The sequence below is a fragment of the Serratia sp. TSA_198.1 genome (genome assembly GCF_052686505.1).
The window spans coordinates 1,610,123-1,628,423 of record NZ_JBQZFP010000001.1 but is presented as its reverse complement, the minus strand read 5'-3'; the positions used below and the strand labels follow the sequence as shown (position 1 = coordinate 1,628,423).

The following is an 18,301-nucleotide window of genomic DNA, read 5'->3' as shown; positions in this document are numbered from 1 at the left end:
CACCTGTTTTATTCAATTAGGGTTTTAGTGAGCAAGTAACATTCATGCTCCACCGGGTAATTCAGTAGCGTCATTTGGAGTTGGTAGCCAAGTTTCTCGTAGAACGGCCGCGCCTGGAAACTGAAGGTATCTAAACGAACGTAACGACAGCCACGGGCGATAGCTTCCTGTTCGGCGGCCAGCAGCACTTTACGGCCCAGCCCGGTGCCACGCTGCGAATCCGCCACCCATAGCCAGTCGACGCTGAGCCAGTAGCCCCAGGTCTCTGCGGTCAGCCCGGCGACAACCTGACCGGAAGCATCCCGGGTATAGACGCCAAGCGGTTTGCGCTGGCTGGCATCAATGTACGGGCTGTTATGGGCCCTCAGGCCTTGTCGGATGGCGTCAAGGGTGTCTTCACTGAGTGTATCGGTTACGGTGATATCCATGTTTCCTCCTGAGTAATTCGTTAACTTAAGCTCAGTTTGGCTAAAATTCAACATATTGAAATTTAAAACAAACGTCGGAATCGACCTGCTGGGCTACACTGAATGGGTCGGTTTTTGTCCAGGAGGATGCCATGCCCCGATTGACCATGATGGCCGGTTTGCTGTTATTCAGTGGTCTGCTGCAGGCCGCCCCTGCGGTAACGCAGTTGCAAGACAAGCTGGAACACCCGTGGTCGCTGGCGTTTTTGCCCGGTGAACAAGGGATGTTAATTACCGAACGGCCGGGGCGTTTGCGGGTATGGCAGCAGGGCAAAGGGCTATCAGCGCCGATTACCGGCGTGCCGCAGGTGTATGCCGAAGGGCAGGGTGGCCTGTTGGAAGTGCTGTTGGCGCCAGATTTTGCCGACAGCCGTCGGGTTTATCTCAGCTTTGCCGAAGCGGGTGATGACGGTAAGGCGGGCACCGCAGTGGGCTATGGGCGGCTGAGCGCAGACAACCGGCGGCTGGATGGTTTCAAGGTGATTTTCCGCCAGCAGCCGAAGCTGTCGGTCGGCAACCATTTTGGCGGCAAGTTGGCGTTCGATCGTCAGGGCTATCTGTTTATCGCGTTGGGTGAAAATAACCAACGACCGACGGCGCAGGATTTGGACAAGCTGCAAGGTAAGGTGGTGCGCTTAACTGCCGACGGCGAGGTGCCGCCGGATAATCCGTTCGTCGGGCAGGCCGGCAAGCGGCCGGAAATCTGGTCTTATGGTCACCGTAACCCGCAAGGACTGGCGCTGAATCCGTGGAGCGGAGCGCTCTGGGAGCACGAGCACGGCCCGCGCGGCGGCGATGAGATCAATCTTCCTCAGGCGGGCAAAAACTACGGCTGGCCTATCGCCACCTACGGCATCAATTACTCCGGTCTGGCGATCCCGGAGGCGAAAGGGCAGAAAGTGGCCGGCACCGAACAGCCGTTGCATTATTGGCAAGTGTCGCCGGGCATCAGCGGCATGGCGTTTTACAACGGCAGCCGTTTCCCGGAATGGCAGGGCTCGCTGTTTATCGGTGCGCTGGCGCAGGAGGCATTGATCCGTTTGACGTTGCAGGGCGACAAGGTGATCGCCGAACAGCGGTTGCTGGAGGAGCGAGGGGAAAGGATCCGCGAAGTACGGACAGGGCCGGATGGCTATATTTATCTGTTAACCGATGCGGATAACGGCAAGCTGTTGCGTGTCGGGCTGACGGAGAAATCATAGCGCCCCAAAGGGGGGCGCAACACTCAGGTTAACTCGCTCATCACGGCGCGTTGATAGGCCGGGCGTTCGGTCAACCGCTGGTACCAGCGCTCCATGTTCGGGCGCGGACGGCGCTCAATCGGCATGGAGAACCAGGCGTAAGCAAAGCTGCCGAGCGTAATGTCGCCGAAACCGAAGGCTTCGCCGGACAGATAAGGCTGGCTGCCCAGAGTGGCTTCCACCACGTCGAAGTGTTTTTCCAGCGTGGCGATCGCCGCTTCGATTTTCGCCATGTCGCGCAGTTCTGGTTTGGTGCGCACCAGTCCCCAGAACACGATGGAAAAGGACGCGACGATAGTGGAGGTTGTCCAGTCCATCCACTTCTCTGCGCTGGCTCGCGCCTGCAGATCCTGCGGGTAGAACGGCTCGCTGCCAAACTTCGCCGCCAGATAACGCACGATGGTATTCGATTCCCACAGCACGAAGTCATCGTCTTGCAGCAGCGGCACCAGGCCATTCGGGTTTAACGAACGATAGAGCTCTTCGTTCACCTTACCGAATGCGCCGCCGGCATTGATATGGGTGTAGCTCAACTCCAGCTCTGCGGCGCACCACAGCACTTTCCTGACATTATTTGAATTCTCACGACCCCAGATGGTCAGCATAGAGCCCCTCTTTAAGCTTCAGCGGATTAACAAACCTAAGTGATTATTCTTACGCCACAATTTGGGTTTTGTCACATCCGGATGGCATTTTTTGCCCGCTTTCAGCGTTCCCAGCGGCACACTTCCCAGCCGTGTTCGACCGCCAACGCATGCAGATCGCTGTCTGGGTTAATCACCGTAGCGCTGTCGACATATTCCAGCATCGCCTTGTCGTTCAGCGAGTCGCTGTAACCGTGGCTGTGTTCGAAGCTCAGCTCCGGGTGTTCCGCCAGCCACTGCTTCAGGCGGATCACCTTGCCTTTTTGGTAGGTCATGGTGCCGTAGGTGTCACCGGTAAAGCGTCCGTCTTCAATGGAGACGCCAATCGCCAGCGCACCGTCGGCACCGAGCTGTTCGGCTATCGGCGCAACCAGATGTTCGCCGGTGGCGGAAATGACCAGAATGCAGTCGCCGCGCTCGCGGTGCCACAGCAATCGCTCACGTGCAGCGGGATAAACCCGCGGCAGGATATCGCGTCGGATATAGCGCTGTACCCAACCGGCCACCGTCTGGGTGCTTAAGCCGGTCAGAGGCGTCAGGGTGGCCTGCATGTAGTCCTCCATTGACAGCTTGCCCTGGTAATAGAGCTGCATCAGTTGTTGTTCCTGCTGTTCCAGTTCCGCCGGCGCGAACCCTTCCGCCACCAGCCATCGGATCCACAGGCTGGCGCTGTCATCATCAATCAGGGTCTCATCCAGGTCGAACAAGGCTAAATCCATCAGTATTTCTCCGGCAGGCAGGGAGGGAAACGGGGGGTTGAATACAACAATAGCGGATACCCTATGCCGCCAGCCAGTGGCGGCGACGAAATTGCGCAGAGCATAAGAAACATTGATGACGGTTTTACGTCATTTTGTTGAACCTTTGCATATCTTAGAACGCAACAATATTGGCTCGCCCGTTAGACTGGGTGGTAACTATAGGGGCATACGCAGGCCATTCAGGAGCTGAAAATGTTGATAATTCGCCTTTATACCGGCCCGGTTTTTGTTGGGGATGACGAGGAACAGGACAATGACACCACCACTGACGCTGAAGACGCTGCCGCTGTTGGATCTTTCTCAGCTTGACGGTGATGCGCAGCAGCGGCAGGCGTTTCTCGACGGCTTGCGTGCGGCGGCGCGTGACGTAGGTTTCTTTTATCTGCGCGGACACGGCGTCGATACCCGGCTGAATGCGCAATTACAGCAGCGGGCAAGGCAATTTTTCGCGTTACCGGAAGCGGACAAGCTGGCTGTGCAGATGGTTCATTCGCCGCACTTTCGCGGCTATAACCGTGCGGCAGCGGAGTTGACGCGTGGCCAGCCGGACTGGCGCGAGCAGTTTGATATCGGCGCGGAACGTCCGGCGTTGCAACTGGCCGAAGAAACGCCGCGCTGGGCACGATTGCAGGGGCCGAATCAATGGCCAGAGGCGCTGCCCGAGCTGAAACCGCTGCTGTTGCAATGGCAGCAAGCGATGACCGGCATGTCGTTGCGGTTACTGCGCGCTTTTGCGCTGGCGCTTTCGTTGCCGGAGCAGGCGTTTGATCCGCTCTACGGCGAGAAGCCGAATGAACACATCAAGCTGATCCGTTACCCGGGGCGCGAAGCGACCGCCAGCGGGCAGGGGGTGGGTGCCCATAAGGATTCCGGTTTCCTCAGCTTCCTGCTGCAAGACCGGCAAAAAGGTTTGCAGGTCGAAGTCAGCGAAGGGAACTGGGTCGACGCCGAGCCGCGCGAGGAAACCTTCGTGGTCAACATCGGCGAGCTGCTGGAACTGGCGACCAACGGTTATTTGCGCGCTACGGTGCATCGTGTGGAGACGCCGCCGGCGGGAAGCGACAGGCTGTCGATCGCTTTCTTCCTGGGGGCGCGGTTAGACGCCGTGGTGCCGTTGTATCAACTGCCTGCGCAACTGGCGGCAGAGGCGCGCGGCCCGGCCAGCGATCCGCATAATCCGCTGTTCCGCGACGTGGGCTTTAACTACCTGAAGGGGCGGATCCGCTCCCACCCCGATGTGGCGCAGCGCCACTATCAGGATGTCGTCGGCGTTTGACTGCGGATAACAAAAAGGCCTGGCGGTAAGCCAGGCTTTTTTGTTCATGACGGGGGATTATTCTGCCAGCGCCTGTTGCAGATCGGCGATCAAATCTTCCACATCCTCAATCCCCACCGACAGGCGCAGCAATTGCGGCGTGATGCCGGTTTTCAGCCGCTGCTCCAGCGGGATCGACGCATGGGTCATGCTGAATGGCTGGCTGATCAGGCTTTCAACGCCGCCCAGGCTTTCCGCCAGGGTGAACAGTTGCGAACGCTTGATGACCCGGCGCGCAAAGGCGTCATCACCTTTCAGCCGGACCGAAATCATGCCCCCGAAGCTGCTCATTTGCTTCGCCGCCAGTGCGTGCTGCGGGTGGCTCGGCAGGCCTGGGTAATAAACATCCTCCACCTGCGGCTGGGTTTCCAGCCACTGGGCGATACGCAAGGCGCTGTTGCTGTGGCGCTCCATGCGCAACGCCAGCGTGCGGATGCCGCGCAGCGTCAGGAAGCTGCTGAACGGATCGAGGATGCCGCCCACCGCGTTTTGCAGGAAACCCAGTTGTTCCGCCAGCGCCGCGTTATCACCCACGGCAGCGACTCCGGCCACCACGTCGGAATGCCCATTAAGGTATTTGGTGGCGGAATGCACCACCACATCGAACCCCAGCTCCAGCGGCCGCTGAATATACGGTGAGGCGAAAGTGTTGTCCGCCACGCTGATCAACCCGTGTTTTTTGGCGATAGCGGCAATGGCGCTCAGATCGGCCAGCTTCAACAGCGGGTTGGTGGGCGTTTCTACCCAGATCATTTTGGTTTCCGGTTCGATCGCCTGTTCCAGCGCGGCAATATCCGCCGGGGAAACATAGGTGACGCGTAAACCGGCGGTACGGCTGCGCACCTTTTCCAGCAGGCGGTAGGTGCCGCCGTACAGATCGTCGACCGCCACCAGATGGCTGCCCTGATCGAGCAGCTCCAGTACCGTTGAGCAGGCCGCCAGGCCGGAGGCAAAGGCGTAGCCGCGGCTGCCGCCTTCCAGCTCGGCGATGGCGCTTTCGAGCGCGGTGCGCGTCGGGTTGGCGCTGCGTGAATATTCGTAGCCGGTGTGCTCGCCCGGCGCCGGTTGGGCGTAGGTCGAAGTGGCGTAGATAGCCGGCATCACTGCGCCGGTGGCGTCCGGGGTGTATCCGGCATGAACGGTCAACGTATCGAACTTGGCCATACAATAATCCTTATTAACGTAATTTTTGGCGCCAGGCGTTAAGCACGTCTGTCCGGGTAATCAGGCCGAGGAAGCGCTCGCCGTCGAGCACCACCGCAACGTGGCCGTGATTGAAGGTGGCGAGCAAATCCTGATAGCTGGCCTCTTTTTGCAAGGTGTTGACCGACTGGGTCATGGCGCGGGTGGCCGGCAGACTAAAGTGGCTGGCGTCCGCCTGAACCGCATTGAGCAGATCCCACTCATCGATCAGGCCGACCACGCGATCGCCCTCCAATACCGGCAGTTGCGAAATGTCATACAGCCGCATGCGGGCATGAACGATCGCCAGAGTATCTTCCGGCGCGACCGACACCGCTGCGCCCTCGTCGTGACGGTAGGCGATCAGATCGCGCAGGTCGTCGTGCTGCGGTTTGCTCAATAGCCCCTGTTCCAGCATCCAGTGATCGTTATACATTTTGGACAGGTATTTGTTGCCGCTGTCGCAAACGAAAGTGACCACGCGTTTTGGTTCGGTCTGCGCCCGGCAATAGCGCAGCGCGGCGGCTAAAAGGGTGCCGGTGGATGAACCGGCCAACACGCCTTCTTTACGCAGCAGGTCGCGCGCGGTGGTGAAGGCTTCGGCATCACCGATGCGGTAAGCGTTACGCACCTGATTGAAGTTGCTCAGCGGCGGAATGAAATCTTCGCCGATGCCTTCCACCAGCCAACTGCCGGCTTCGCCGATCTGGCCGTTATCGAGATAGTCCGCCAGGATCGAGCCGGCAGGGTCGGCCAATACAAACTCGGTTTGCGGCGATACGTCGGCAAAATACTGGCTCAGGCCACCAAGGGTACCGCCTGAACCGACGCCGACCACGATGGCATCCACCCGATTATCCATCTGCTGCCACAGTTCAGGCGCAGTGGTGCGGGTATGGGCCGCAGGGTTAGCCGGATTGTTGAACTGATCGATATAGAAAGCGCCGGGGATCTCATCCGCCAGCCGTTTGGCGTAATCCTGATAGTAAGCCGGATGGCCTTTGCCCACGTCCGAACGCGTCAGCACCACCTCAACCCCCAGCGCACGCAGATGGAAAATCTTCTCGCGGCTCATCTTGTCCGGCACCACCAGCAGCAGTTTATAGCCCTTCAGGGCCGCCACCAGCGCCAGCCCCAGGCCGGTATTGCCGGCGGTGGCTTCAATGATGGTGCCACCGGGTTGCAGGCTGCCGTCGCGCTCGGCCTGCTCGATCATCGACAGCGCCACGCGATCCTTGATCGAGCCACCGGGGTTTTGGTTTTCCAGTTTGACGAACAGCCGGCAGGGGCCGGTATCGAACTGGGTCAGTTCCAGCATCGGGGTATTGCCGATCATATCGATGACGGAGTGCGGTATTGCCATGGGTAATCTCCAGGATAATTCGGTTTAAAAACCGTTATCTGGATGATAGCGCTGTGAATAAGCGCATTAAAAAGAACAAATAACCGTTCAATATGCATTTTTGGAATATATTAGTCTGATTTGGACGTATGGATGCGCAGATGTTCAGCGGTTCAGATGTGCAGCCGTATAGCCGTTAGTGGTATAAGAAAACATCGTATGGCTGGCTTTTCATCCAAATTGCGCGACAGAGCGTACAGTTATGTAAAAATGATGAAAATTCATGCTAAACCCTGCAAAAATAAGATAAATCTAATAAACTCACAGCAAGGGCATTTTTGGTGCGCCGCTCACCCCGTTGGGGGGCCGCAAGGAGTCTGCGGTTGGCAAACGCGCGCCGAGCCACTCTCGCTGGTTGGCTGAAAACGTGAACATGTTTGAAAGTTAACGCTATTTCAATGATTTGAATGGACACTCTGGCGACGTCATGATGAAAAAAAACTTATCCACCTCCCTGAAGAAATTGACCTTTAGCGTCAGCATTCTGTTGCTGGCTACGCCTGCGATCCAGGCAGCCGAAGCGCCGGCGGCCCCGCAGGTTGACGCCAAGGCGTTTGTGCTGATGGATTACAACAGCGGCAAAATCCTGACGGAGGGCAATGCCGATACGCGTCTCGATCCCGCCAGCCTGACCAAGATCATGTCCAGCTATGTGATCGGCCAGGCCATCAAGGCCGGCAAGATCAAACCGGAGGATATGGTGACCGTCGGTAAGGACGCCTGGGCAACCGGCAACCCGGCGCTGCGCGGCTCTTCGCTGATGTTTATCAAACCGGGCGATCAGGTGCCGGTAATGGAACTGAACAAAGGCATCGTCATTCAGTCGGGCAATGATGCCAGCATCGCGCTGGCCGATTATGTCGCAGGCAGCCAGGATTCGTTCGTCGGCCTGATGAACAACTACGCCAAATCGCTGGGCTTGCAGAATACCCATTTCCTGACGGTGCATGGCCTGGATGCGGAAGGGCAGTACAGCACCGCGCGCGATATGGCGCTGCTGAGCCAGGCGCTGATCCGCGACGTGCCGGATGAGTACGCGCTGCATAAAGAAAAAGAGTTCACCTTCAACAAGATCCGTCAGGTTAACCGCAACCGCCTGCTGTGGAGTTCCAACCTGAATGTCGACGGCATCAAAACCGGCTACACCGGCGGCGCCGGCCATAACCTGGTGGCATCCGCGACCGACGGCCCGATGCGCCTGATCTCGGTGGTGCTGGGCGCGCCGAGCGACCGTATTCGTTTCAGCGAAAGTGAAAAATTGCTGACCTGGGGTTTCCGCTTCTACGAAACCGCCACGCCGATCAAAACCGACAAGCCGTTTGTTACCCAGCGCGTGTGGTTCGGTGAAATCAACGACGTGCCGCTGGGCGTCGCCAAAGATGCGGCGGTCACTATCCCGAAAGGGCAGATGAAAAATCTGAAAGCCAGTTACAAACTGAATCAGCCTACGCTGGAAGCGCCGTTGGCGAAAAACCAGGTGGTGGGCACCATTGATTTCCAGCTTGACGGTAAAACCATTGAACAATACCCGCTGGTGGTGATGCAGGAAGTGAAAGAAGGCAACTTCTTCAGCCGCATTTGGGACATGGTGATGATGAAGCTGAGCCAGTGGTTCGGCAGCGTTTTCGGTTAACGGCAATTATGAAAGAGGGCGCAATGGATAACATTGCGCCCTCGCTTTTATCAGTTACAGGCCACAACCTTGATCGCCAGGCCGCCTTGCGAGGTTTCGCGGTATTTGGCGTTCATGTCTTTGCCCGTCTCATACATGGTTTCAATCACCTTATCCAGGCACACGCGCGGCTCGCTGGTGCGGCGCAGCGCCATGCGTGCGGCGTTGACCGCCTTCACCGCAGAAATCGCGTTACGTTCGATACAAGGCACCTGAACCTGGCCGGCCAGCGGATCGCAGGTCAACCCCAGATGGTGTTCCATGGCGATCTCCGCCGCGATGCAAACCTGCGCCGGGCTACCGCCCATCAGCTCCGCCAATCCCGCCGCCGCCATTGAGCAGGCGACGCCCACTTCCCCCTGGCAACCCACTTCTGCACCGGAAATCGACGCGTTCATCTTGTACAGCGCGCCAATCACGCCGGAAGCCAGGAAATAACGGGTATAGGAATTCGGATTCACCGGGCGAATAAACTGGTCGTAATAGGCCAGCACCGCCGGAATAATGCCGCAGGCACCGTTGGTCGGCGCAGTCACCACGCGGCCGCCGGCGGCGTTCTCTTCGTTCACGGCGAAGGCGAACATGTTGATCCAGTCAACCACGTTCATCGGGTCGATATTGTTCTTGTCGCCGGTGACCAACATGCGGCGCAGGGCGGCGGCGCGGCGCTGGACTTTCATCGGGCCGGGCAACAGGCCTTCGCTGTTCATGCCGCGTTCGATGCCGGCGCGCATCACCTGCCAGACGTCGGCGAAGTGGGCGTCGATCTCGGCCTTGCTGTGCAGCGCCAGCTCGTTTTGCATCACCATGCCGGATAGCGACAGGCCTGAATCTTTGCAGTGTTGCTGCAGGTCACGCGCCGACCGGAACGGGTAGGGCACCTGAACCTGATTTGTCGCGGGTTGGCCGAAATGTTCTTCATCGACGATAAAGCCGCCGCCGGTCGAGTAATAGGTTTTACTGTGCAGCAGTTGCTCGCCGCCAAAGGCGCGAATGCGCATGCCATTTTCGTGCAGCGGCAGATTATCGCTGTGGAAGTTCATGCCGCCTTGCAACGGGAAATCCACCTCATGGCGGCCGTTAGCCAGCAGCAGGCGACCACGTTGTTCAACGTCGCGAATAAAACCGGCGATGCCGTCAATGTCCACGTCATGCGGCAGGTTGCCCGCCAGCCCCATGATAATCGCGATGTCGGTGTGGTGACCCTTGCCGGTCAGCGACAGCGAACCGTACACATCCACTACCACGCGGGTGGTATCCATCAACTGTTGATGGGCAATCAAATCATCGGTGAACAGCTTGCCGGCTTTCATCGGGCCGACGGTGTGGGAGCTCGATGGACCGATACCAATTTTGAAAATATCGAAAACGCTGACCATGGTCTCGCCTCCTTCTTCAGGTGTTAGGCGTTAGTGCAGTAAAGGGGGGCCGTGCTGAGAGACGCCGGCGCACGGGGCGCCGGCGGAGCTTGATTAGAGGCTGTACAAGATAGCGGAGATGGCAATCAGGCCCATCACGACGACGAATACGTTGCTGATGTGGCCGCTGTATTTGCGCATTGCAGGCACTTTGCGGATAGCGTACATCGGCATCAGGAACAGCAGCATGGCGATGATTGGGCCACCCATGTTTTCGATCATACCCAGGATGCTTGGGTTCAGGGTCGCGACAATCCAGGTGGTGATCAGCATGAAGATGGCAGTGATGCGGTTCAGCTTGTTGGTGCTGATGGTTTTGCCACGGCTCTTCATCGATTTGGCAATCAGGCCGTTAAAACCTTCACGTGCGCCCAGGTAGTGGCCGAGGAACGACTTGGTGATGGCGATAAAGGCGATAACCGGCGCGATGTAAGCGATCATCGGGTTATTAAAGTGGTTGGCCAGGTAAGACAGAATCGAGATGTTCTGCGCCTTGGCTTCCGCCAGATTCTCTGGAGACAGGCTCAGTACGCAGCTGAACACGAAGAACATGACGGTCAGCACCATCATGATGTGAGCGTAACCCAGAATGCGAGAACACTTTTTCTCGGCAACTTCCTGGCCATACTCTTCACGCTTGGCTACGGCAAAGGCGGAGATGATCGGCGAATGGTTAAAGGAGAACACCATGACCGGGATCGCCAGCCACAGGGTAATCACCAGACCGTGGCCCATGCCGGTGCCTGCACCGGAAAGAGAGACGTTCTCGAAGATGGCGCCGGTCCAGTTCGGGATCAAATACACGGCCAGCAGCATCAGCACGGCGACAAACGGGAACACCAGGATGCTCATGGTTTTCACGATGGCTTGCTCACCGAAACGCACGATGGTCATCAAGCCGACGATCAGAATCAGCGACAGAATGGCGCGCGGTGGCGAGGTCATGCCCAATTGGTGGGTAATGAAGCTGTCGACGGTATTGGTGATCGCCACGCTGTAAACTAGCAAGATTGGGTAGATAGCGAAGAAGTAGAGCAGGGTGATCAGCTTACCGGCGCTGATGCCGAAGTGTTCTTCAACGACTTCGGTGATGTCTTCACCGGCATTTTTGCCGGAGAGGACGAAACGGCACAGGCCACGGTGGGCGAAGAAGGTCATCGGGAAAGCAATGATGGCCATGATGATCAAAGGAATCAAACCGCCGATGCCGGCGTTAATTGGCAGGAACAAAACGCCCGCGCCGATGGCGGTGCCATACAGGCCCAACATCCACATGGTGTCCGTTTTACGCCAGGTACTGGTGGAGCCAGAAGCCGCAGAGGCAATAGTGCCGGTCTGTGTAGTGTCCATAAATATCTCCGAAGTGAACACGATAATTTAAAATTAAAGGCAAAACTTAAGGTTAAAACCGAATGGCGTAATTCAGATACGACATCGGTAAGAATCAGGTGTTGCTTGCGGGGATAACTGGCGTCCCCCTGGTTGTTTATTATGCTAATTATCTTTTTGCGCAGGCGTCGGATAACTAACCAAATGACGTTCCGCCGAATCAGGGCATTACATCGGTACTGCTGCCGGAAGGTCCGTGCCTGCCGATTTTGTTGGCGGCAAGATAACGATTTACAGTGGAAACAACCGTGATCATGCTCTCAAATGCGTAATGTGTGCGTGTAACTGCTTTTTTATTGGTTTTTCACGCATGTGTTGCGCAGTTGTGTAAGATTTCGCACTGAGAACGCTCTCAAGAGTCTTTCAATGTTTATTCGGTGCGAACAATATTTAACCAGATAAAACGCTGTTGTTGTCAGCAAGCCGAGCAATATATTTTAAGCGCAGGTTTGGATCTAGCTAAAAACCCGGATTAAGCAGTTTTAGTGACGCAGATCACATTGTATTTTTAAGTGAAATATCTATTAACTACATGATTTTTATTTGTTTTATTGAAAATATCCTGCTAATAACGCAGGTAAACTAGTTAACCGGATAGCGAATAAAAATGCTTAACCATTCATCATATAAATAAACTAATTTGGGCATATTTAGCGCGTTATGGTTGCATGTTTGTTGATATTTATCGCATCGACGTTGCCGCTATTTATCATATAAAAGTGCCGTCAAGCCGGATGAGTCGTCGATATTTCGTCGGATTTTGCTGAAGTGGGGGAATATGCCTGATAGGTTGTTGCGCTTTATTAACCTGAATCTGGCGTGCGGTTAAAAAAATAAATGCATCAACTGCGCATTATTTGTCCTGTTTGCGGCGGGGCTGAACCGAGCGATGAAGAGCACCGCCGGTCGCGGCCGACGGTAAGAGGCGGTTTAAAAACGAATGGCGATGGCGTTTTCGTTGAAAAAATCGACAAATAGCGGGTCGGGCTGACGGTCGGTAATCACCCGATCGAACTGGGTCAACGGGCCGATGCACGAAGGCTTGGTTTTACCGAACTTGCTGTGGTCGGCGACCAGGATCTTTTGCTGCGCCATCGCCATCGCCCGGTGCTTCATCTCCAGTTCGTCGAAGTTAAAACAGGTGGCGCCATGTTGGAGGCTCAGGCCGGCTGCGGAGATAAAGGCGATATTCGGGCAGATATGATCCAGTTCGTTGTGCCGGCCGACGGCGGTGAAAATATAGTTGTTCGGTTTGAATTCGCCGCCGCACAGGATCACTTTGCAGTTCGGTTTGTCCTGCAACGCCAGGAAGGTATTCAGCGAGTGGCACACCGCGGTGAAGGGCAATTCATCGGAAATAGCGTCGATAATCGCCGGGGTGGTGGTGCCGCAATCGAAAAACACCGTGTCGTTTTCGCCGATCAGCGCAGCGGCGAGCAGGCCGATACGGCGCTTCTCCGTTACTTGCTTGGCTTTTTGATCGGAAACAAAATAGTGAGTCACGCCGTTACTGCGTGGATCGGCCACCACATAGCCGCCGAGCAACACCACGGCGGCCGGCTCCGCGCTGAGATCGCGGCGAATGGTCATTTCTGAAACGCCTAACAACACGGCGGCTTCTTTTAAGTGGATCTTGTCAGAGCGCTTTAACGCCTGCACTAACCGGTTGATACGTTCTTCGCGCCGCGTTTCCATCAGTCTGTCTTCCCACAGGGTTAATAGCCAATCTCCAGGGCCGAACACACAAATGCGGGGCAATACGCACTCAGCCTATTGGCTGGACGTATTGCCCCGCATCAGATTATCACGGCGTGCGCCCGGTACCGGGGCGCCTCAGGTTATCAGTAACTGCCGGCGGCAGCCTGATCACCGGAAACGATTGCTACGCCAGAGCTGGTACCGATACGAGTGGCACCTGCTTTGATCATCTTCTCGGCGGTTGCGCGATCGCGCACGGCGCCGGATGCTTTCACACCCATTTCACTGCCCACAGTGGCTCGCATCAGTTTAACGTGCTCTTCACGAGCGCCGCCGGTGCTGAAGCCGGTTGAGGTTTTGACGAAGGCCACATCGAGTTCGCGACACATTTCACAAACCTGAACGATCTGCGCATCGCTGAGCAGGCAGGTTTCCAATATTACCTTCAACGGGATCGCCGCGCAAACCTCGCGCACTGCGGCGATGTCGGCTTTGACTTCATCCAGCAGGCCGCTTTTCAGCCAACCTACGTTGATCACCATATCAATTTCCTGCGCGCCGGCCGCAATCGCCGCTTTAGCTTCGAAGGCTTTCGTTACGGTCAGGCCGGCACCCAGAGGGAAACCGATCACGGAACAAATTTTTACTTCGCTTTCTTGCAGCAGGTGCGCCGCCAGCGGTACGTACCCGGAGTTTACGCACACGGCATAAAAATTGTGCTGCTGCGCTTCTTCACAGAGCTTGGCGATTTGCTCTTCGGTCGCGTCCATGGCCAGCAGGGTGTGATCGACATAACGGGCGTAATCAATGTTTTCGGTAGTCATCTCTATTCCTTATTGAGGTTTAAACAAAGCAGAATGTGAACAATGTTAGAATAATAACATTTATCTGACGGCAAACATAGAGCGATTCTAAAAATGACGCAGAGATCATCGTTTTTTGGGCTGTTAGGTGTATAACATAAGGAAGGGTGTTATGTTATTTAAATAACATTTAGAGTGCAGGCTGCGCGTTTACGAGCGAAACACTCAGGGGAAAAAGGAGGAACATGATGATAAATCTGGCGCCTGAGCAGTTTGGGATGCAACCGGATGAAGTTTTCCGCAATGCGGATTTTGTGGTCACGGCTTTTACCTGTGAAGAGGCCGGCCAGGTGCTGACGCTGGCGAACCGCCGTGGCACTCTGACGGTATTGCCTTACCGCGGCCTGACGATTTGGGATGCCGAGTTTGACGGCTACTCGCTGAAATCGGGGCGTCGCAGCACCCGAGCGGGCAAGGGCAAACCGGCTGGCGGCGTTGCGTTTCATTCACCCTGGCCGCAGCAAGACAGTTTGTTGGCAGGCATACAACGGATAGGGTTGCAGGTGGAAGGCGATACATTGGCGCTTTACGGTAGCGGAGAACTTTCTCACCCGCGTTGCCGGGTACGCCCGGCATTACGTTTAACGGCGGACAGCGCACAATTTGCCATCGAGATGCAAATCACCAACCTTGCTGATGAGCCGTTGCCGTTGAACTACGTTTGTCACCTCAACTATGGTTGCATTCCGGATGCGGTCTTCCGTCAGAATCTGCCGGCTCCGGCGTTGGCACCGCACGGGAACGTGGCCGAACAAGAGATGCTGTGCTCGGACGATCTGTCACTGTATGTCGATCAGGCCGAGTTCTTTATGCTGGCGTCAAAGGGCAGGCGGTACGTAACACGGTTTTCTACCGCCCAGTTCAATTACGGCCTGCGCCCCATTACGCAACAAGGCAGCCAACGCTTGGTCAGGTTTGTTCAGCCGGCTACCTGCAGCCCATATACGCCCGGCGGGGCGGCGGTGAAGATGTTGGGGGGAGGAAAAATGCGGGAGTTTCGTGTCACCACCGGGGTGGTGTAATGGCAGAGACGGTGCCGCCTCTGCCGTTATGCGCGATTATTCTTTTACCCAGCCCCTGCGGATCGCGAAGGCGAACAGGAAATGGTACAGGCGCGTCAGTTTAGCGGCGATAGCATCGCCAAACAGGTTCCACACCAGTTGTGCGAACAAGCAGCCGACCAGGCCGAGCAGGAAACCGCCGACCATATCCAGCGGCCAGTGCACGCCAAGGTACACGCGTGACCAGGCGATGCCGGCCGCGACGATCAGCAATAAAATGCCGGACCAAACCCGATGCCAGAACAGGAAGGACAGGGCAAAGGTAAAGATGGCGGTGCCGTGATCGCTGGGGAATGAGCTGTCCGGCGCATGGGCCAGGAAGGTGAAGCCGATGCCGGCGACAAACGGCCGCTCGTGCGGCAACAACATGCCGATGGTGGCGGCAGAAAGCATGGCGAATAGCAGAGCAATCGTCGTCTTGGTCACCACTTCACGTTGCGATATCAGTTGGCTCTGCGGCCCCCACAGCCATAGCCCGACGATCAGCACAGGCACGATGGCGATCAGATCGCGCGCCAGGAAGGTCGCGACATCGATTAACCACTCGGGGGACGCCGGGGTCGCGTTGATCCAGGCGAAAAGAAGATAATTCAACTGCTCCATAATATTTACCTTGTCTTGCGGCGGAAATACCCGCTCACCATCCAATAAACAGCCAGTTGGCTGAGCCAAACCCACCAACCTGCCCACAGGTTATGGGTAAGAAAATGTGCGCCGCGCATGACCTGACCAAACCCCATCAGCATGCCGAGCATAATGCCGCCGAACCAGCACCAGTAAGCCAGGCGCGGGCGTTGCGGATAAAACAGGAAAAACAGCGCCATCACCGAAAAACCGCTGGAAGCATGGCCGCCGGGGAAGCAACGGCCCGGCCCGGGTTCGGCCGGCACCGCGCCGAACAGCGGGTAGGACATCGCTTTACCGCCGTATTCGATCAGATCCCACGGGCACGAATGCGCGCTGGTGGCTTTGAGGATCCCGACCACCAACGGCCCGATGCCGATCAGCAGCATGGCGACGATCATGCGCGGGTTACGGCGGTAAATGCCATAAAACAGCGCCAGCACCGCACCGCTAATCACGCTGATTTTCAGCAAGCGATGGTTGATCAGATCCAGCCAGCGATCGTTTTGCCAGGGGAAATGGCCGCTGGCGGCGTCGAACCAGTAATTGCTGATTGCCCAATCCAGCTGTTCGTTGCGCGACAGCCAAAGGAACAACAACCCACTGACTATTAACCCAAAAACCTGCCAAAGGTAAAAGGATGCCGGTAGGGAGTAAAGGGCGTTAGTCTGAATTTGTGGTGTCGTTGAGGATTGATTTAATGAAGGTTTTGGGTTCACGCGCAGGCTCGGTGGCAGTGAGGAATTATGCCACTGTAATAATTCTGTCTTAAGAAAACCTTAACTCTCGGCAGACCTGCGAGAAAGCGATAGGCGGGATTTCGCCTTTCGGCTAAGGTAAACCTTTGCTTTTTATCGGGACGCTGTAGTGATGACGAAAAAACTGAGCTTTATGCTGTTGGCCGCCTGTGGCGTGGCATTTTCCCCGTTAGCACTGGCGCAGCAAGGCCATGCAACCGGGCCGATTGTGGTGCAAGGCGCAATGCCGGTGGAGGCGGAACGCTTCGCCCAACGCCTGGATAACCCGCGTGAGGAACAGATTGGTGGCTGGCGTTTCTGGCATGGCACCGTGGACGGCTATCCGGTGGTGGTATCTGAAACCCTGAAAGGCATGTCCAATGCAGCGGCGGCCACGGCGATTGCCGCCACCCGCTTCCAGCCGGTAGCGATTATCAACCAGGGAACCGCAGGCGGCCACGATCCGGCGCTCAAGGTCTACGATATCGTGCTGGGCAAATATTCGGTCAGCCTGGGCGCGTTTAAAACACCGAAGAAGGCGGCAGGAGAAGGCAGCGACTCGCGGCAATGGCAACCCATGGACCTATTGGCTTCGAAGGGCAGTGCGGGTGAGGATAAAAATGTCCACAGCATTCGCCAGTTCCCGGCAGACGCCAAACTGCTGGCGATAGCGGAGGGCGTTAAAGCAAGCTACACCCGGGGCAAGGTGGTTGAGGGCGTGATTGGCTCCGCCGACGTGTGGAACAGTGAACTGGACCGTATTAGCCATTTCCGGGCAAGTTATCACACCTCGGTTGAAGAGATGGAAACGGCTTCTGCGGCGCAGATCGCCGCTTCTTTCGCTATTCCGTTTATCGGCATCCGGGTGCTGTCCAACAATATTACCAATCAGGGCAAATACGACCCGCAAACCGGGCTGGCATGCCAGGATTATGTTTATCAGGTGGTGAAGGCCTATATCGCCAAAACCGCAATTCACTGAGGTTTTATCCCGACCAATGGCTGACGATAGGTTTTTGTGCCTGAATACTGGCTATTGTAAAGAAGATTAAACCTATAGCCAGGCTGGCGACAGTGTATTAGTTTATGGCCGGAGCATCTTATAAATTGTAGGGATAAAACATGAACAAGGCATCCGTTGTATTTTCCGGCCTGCTGATGGCCGCATCCGCCAGCGCTATTGCTGCCACCCCGGCCCTTGACGCCGATATCAGCAAACAGCCGCTGGAAAAGGTCGCGCCGTACCCGAAAGCGGAAAAGGGCATGAGCCGCCAGGTGATTTACCTGCCGAAACAGGAGCAGGAAGAAAACTTCAAGGTTGAGCTGCTGATCGGGAAAACGCTGGAAGTGGACTGTAACCGCCACATGATGGGCGGCACGCTGGAGAGCAAAACCCTTTCCGGCTGGGGCTACGACTACCTGGTGCTGGATAAACTGTCTGCACCGGCCTCCACCATGATGGCCTGCCCGGACGGCACCAAACAGCAGAAGTTCATCGCCGCCAACCTGGGCGATGCCGCCATGCAGCGCTACAACAGCCGCCTGCCGATCGTGGTTTACGTGCCGAAAGACGTGGAAGTGAAATACCGTGTATGGAAAGCCGAAGACAGCCTGAGCAGCGCCGAACAAAAGTAATGCCGCACGGTTAGGTCATTACAGGAAAACGAACCCGTCTGGAGGGTGGATTGCGCAGTTGGCAATCGCCCGCAGGCGGGTTTTTTTGTGGCAAAAACCAATATGGACGCCTGTTGCAACCCTGCCCGCAGAACTCTATTCTCAGTCGGGATAGTTTGCCAAACACGTGATTCAACAACCTCTACCTGACTG

The 18,301-nt window shown here is 56.4% G+C and carries 17 protein-coding genes; 6 read left to right on the top strand and 11 right to left on the bottom strand.

Going from position 1 to position 18,301, the window contains the following annotated elements:
- Positions 1-8 precede the first annotated feature (8 nt).
- Positions 9-428 (bottom strand): GNAT family N-acetyltransferase, encoded by a 420-nt coding sequence (locus ACUTSW_RS07820; RefSeq protein ID WP_445584082.1) that lies wholly within the window; start codon positions 426-428, stop codon positions 9-11.
- 131 nt (positions 429-559) lie between these two features.
- Between ACUTSW_RS07820 and ACUTSW_RS07815 the strand changes: the two genes are divergently transcribed.
- A complete protein-coding gene (locus ACUTSW_RS07815; protein ID WP_445584081.1) occupies positions 560-1,669 on the top strand; it encodes a PQQ-dependent sugar dehydrogenase in 1,110 nt (369 codons plus the stop codon).
- A 23-nt stretch (positions 1,670-1,692) separates the two neighbouring features.
- On the opposite strand, the gene ACUTSW_RS07810 is transcribed toward ACUTSW_RS07815, so the two are convergent.
- Positions 1,693-2,313, bottom strand: a complete 621-nt coding sequence (locus tag ACUTSW_RS07810) for a glutathione S-transferase family protein (protein ID WP_013812229.1) — start codon at positions 2,311-2,313, stop codon at positions 1,693-1,695.
- Positions 2,314-2,414: 101 nt separating this feature from the next.
- Positions 2,415-3,071: an HAD family hydrolase gene (locus ACUTSW_RS07805; protein WP_004942490.1), complete on the bottom strand. Its 657-nt coding sequence runs from the start codon at positions 3,069-3,071 to the stop codon at positions 2,415-2,417.
- Positions 3,072-3,366: 295 nt separating this feature from the next.
- On the opposite strand from ACUTSW_RS07805, the gene ACUTSW_RS07800 reads away from it, so the two are divergent.
- Positions 3,367-4,389 carry an isopenicillin N synthase family dioxygenase gene (locus ACUTSW_RS07800; RefSeq protein ID WP_004942491.1) on the top strand — a complete coding sequence of 341 codons (1,023 nt, stop codon included), beginning with the start codon at positions 3,367-3,369 and terminating at the stop codon, positions 4,387-4,389.
- Between the two features lie 57 nt (positions 4,390-4,446).
- Here ACUTSW_RS07800 and ACUTSW_RS07795 read toward each other — a convergent pair whose 3' ends face one another.
- Both ACUTSW_RS07795 and ACUTSW_RS07790 read right to left on the bottom strand, forming a co-directional pair.
- The gene (locus ACUTSW_RS07795) at positions 4,447-5,592 is read right to left on the bottom strand and encodes a trans-sulfuration enzyme family protein (protein WP_064798763.1); all 1,146 of its coding nucleotides are present in this window, start codon (positions 5,590-5,592) and stop codon (positions 4,447-4,449) included.
- A 13-nt stretch (positions 5,593-5,605) separates the two neighbouring features.
- Complete coding sequence (locus tag ACUTSW_RS07790) at positions 5,606-6,973, bottom strand: pyridoxal-phosphate dependent enzyme (protein WP_197912842.1); 1,368 nt, start codon at positions 6,971-6,973, stop codon at positions 5,606-5,608.
- A 466-nt stretch (positions 6,974-7,439) separates the two neighbouring features.
- Here ACUTSW_RS07790 and ACUTSW_RS07785 point away from each other — a divergent pair, with 466 nt between their 5' ends.
- Positions 7,440-8,645 (top strand): serine hydrolase, encoded by a 1,206-nt coding sequence (locus ACUTSW_RS07785; RefSeq protein WP_020438774.1) that lies wholly within the window; start codon positions 7,440-7,442, stop codon positions 8,643-8,645.
- A gap of 50 nt (positions 8,646-8,695) precedes the next feature.
- On the opposite strand, the gene ACUTSW_RS07780 is transcribed toward ACUTSW_RS07785, so the two are convergent.
- From ACUTSW_RS07780 to deoC, 4 genes are all read right to left on the bottom strand, one after another.
- The gene (locus ACUTSW_RS07780; RefSeq protein WP_006324455.1) at positions 8,696-10,063 is read right to left on the bottom strand and encodes an L-serine ammonia-lyase; all 1,368 of its coding nucleotides are present in this window, start codon (positions 10,061-10,063) and stop codon (positions 8,696-8,698) included.
- Positions 10,064-10,156: 93 nt separating this feature from the next.
- A complete protein-coding gene (locus tag ACUTSW_RS07775) occupies positions 10,157-11,452 on the bottom strand; it encodes an HAAAP family serine/threonine permease (protein ID WP_062870346.1) in 1,296 nt (431 codons plus the stop codon).
- Between the two features lie 969 nt (positions 11,453-12,421).
- Positions 12,422-13,186, bottom strand: a complete 765-nt coding sequence (gene deoR, locus ACUTSW_RS07770; protein WP_445584080.1) for a DNA-binding transcriptional repressor DeoR — start codon at positions 13,184-13,186, stop codon at positions 12,422-12,424.
- 146 nt (positions 13,187-13,332) lie between these two features.
- On the bottom strand, positions 13,333-14,013 hold the full coding sequence (deoC, locus tag ACUTSW_RS07765; protein WP_012006065.1) for a deoxyribose-phosphate aldolase: 681 nt from the start codon (positions 14,011-14,013) through the stop codon (positions 13,333-13,335).
- Between the two features lie 227 nt (positions 14,014-14,240).
- Between deoC and ACUTSW_RS07760 the strand changes: the two genes are divergently transcribed.
- Complete coding sequence (locus ACUTSW_RS07760) at positions 14,241-15,074, top strand: hypothetical protein (protein WP_445584457.1); 834 nt, start codon at positions 14,241-14,243, stop codon at positions 15,072-15,074.
- A 36-nt stretch (positions 15,075-15,110) separates the two neighbouring features.
- Here the strand turns inward: ACUTSW_RS07760 and ybjG are convergent, their stop codons facing one another.
- Both ybjG and ACUTSW_RS07750 read right to left on the bottom strand, forming a co-directional pair.
- Positions 15,111-15,716, bottom strand: coding sequence for an undecaprenyl-diphosphate phosphatase (gene ybjG, locus ACUTSW_RS07755; protein ID WP_004942504.1), 606 nt, complete (start codon positions 15,714-15,716; stop codon positions 15,111-15,113).
- Between the two features lie 5 nt (positions 15,717-15,721).
- Positions 15,722-16,456: a phosphatase PAP2 family protein gene (locus ACUTSW_RS07750; protein WP_020438775.1), complete on the bottom strand. Its 735-nt coding sequence runs from the start codon at positions 16,454-16,456 to the stop codon at positions 15,722-15,724.
- 151 nt (positions 16,457-16,607) lie between these two features.
- Here ACUTSW_RS07750 and ACUTSW_RS07745 point away from each other — a divergent pair, with 151 nt between their 5' ends.
- Together ACUTSW_RS07745 and eco are read left to right on the top strand one after the other, a co-directional pair.
- The gene (locus ACUTSW_RS07745; protein WP_197912840.1) at positions 16,608-17,456 is read left to right on the top strand and encodes a 5'-methylthioadenosine/S-adenosylhomocysteine nucleosidase; all 849 of its coding nucleotides are present in this window, start codon (positions 16,608-16,610) and stop codon (positions 17,454-17,456) included.
- A 140-nt stretch (positions 17,457-17,596) separates the two neighbouring features.
- On the top strand, positions 17,597-18,109 hold the full coding sequence (gene eco / locus ACUTSW_RS07740; RefSeq protein WP_445584079.1) for a serine protease inhibitor ecotin: 513 nt from the start codon (positions 17,597-17,599) through the stop codon (positions 18,107-18,109).
- The last annotated feature ends 192 nt before the right edge of the window (positions 18,110-18,301 follow it).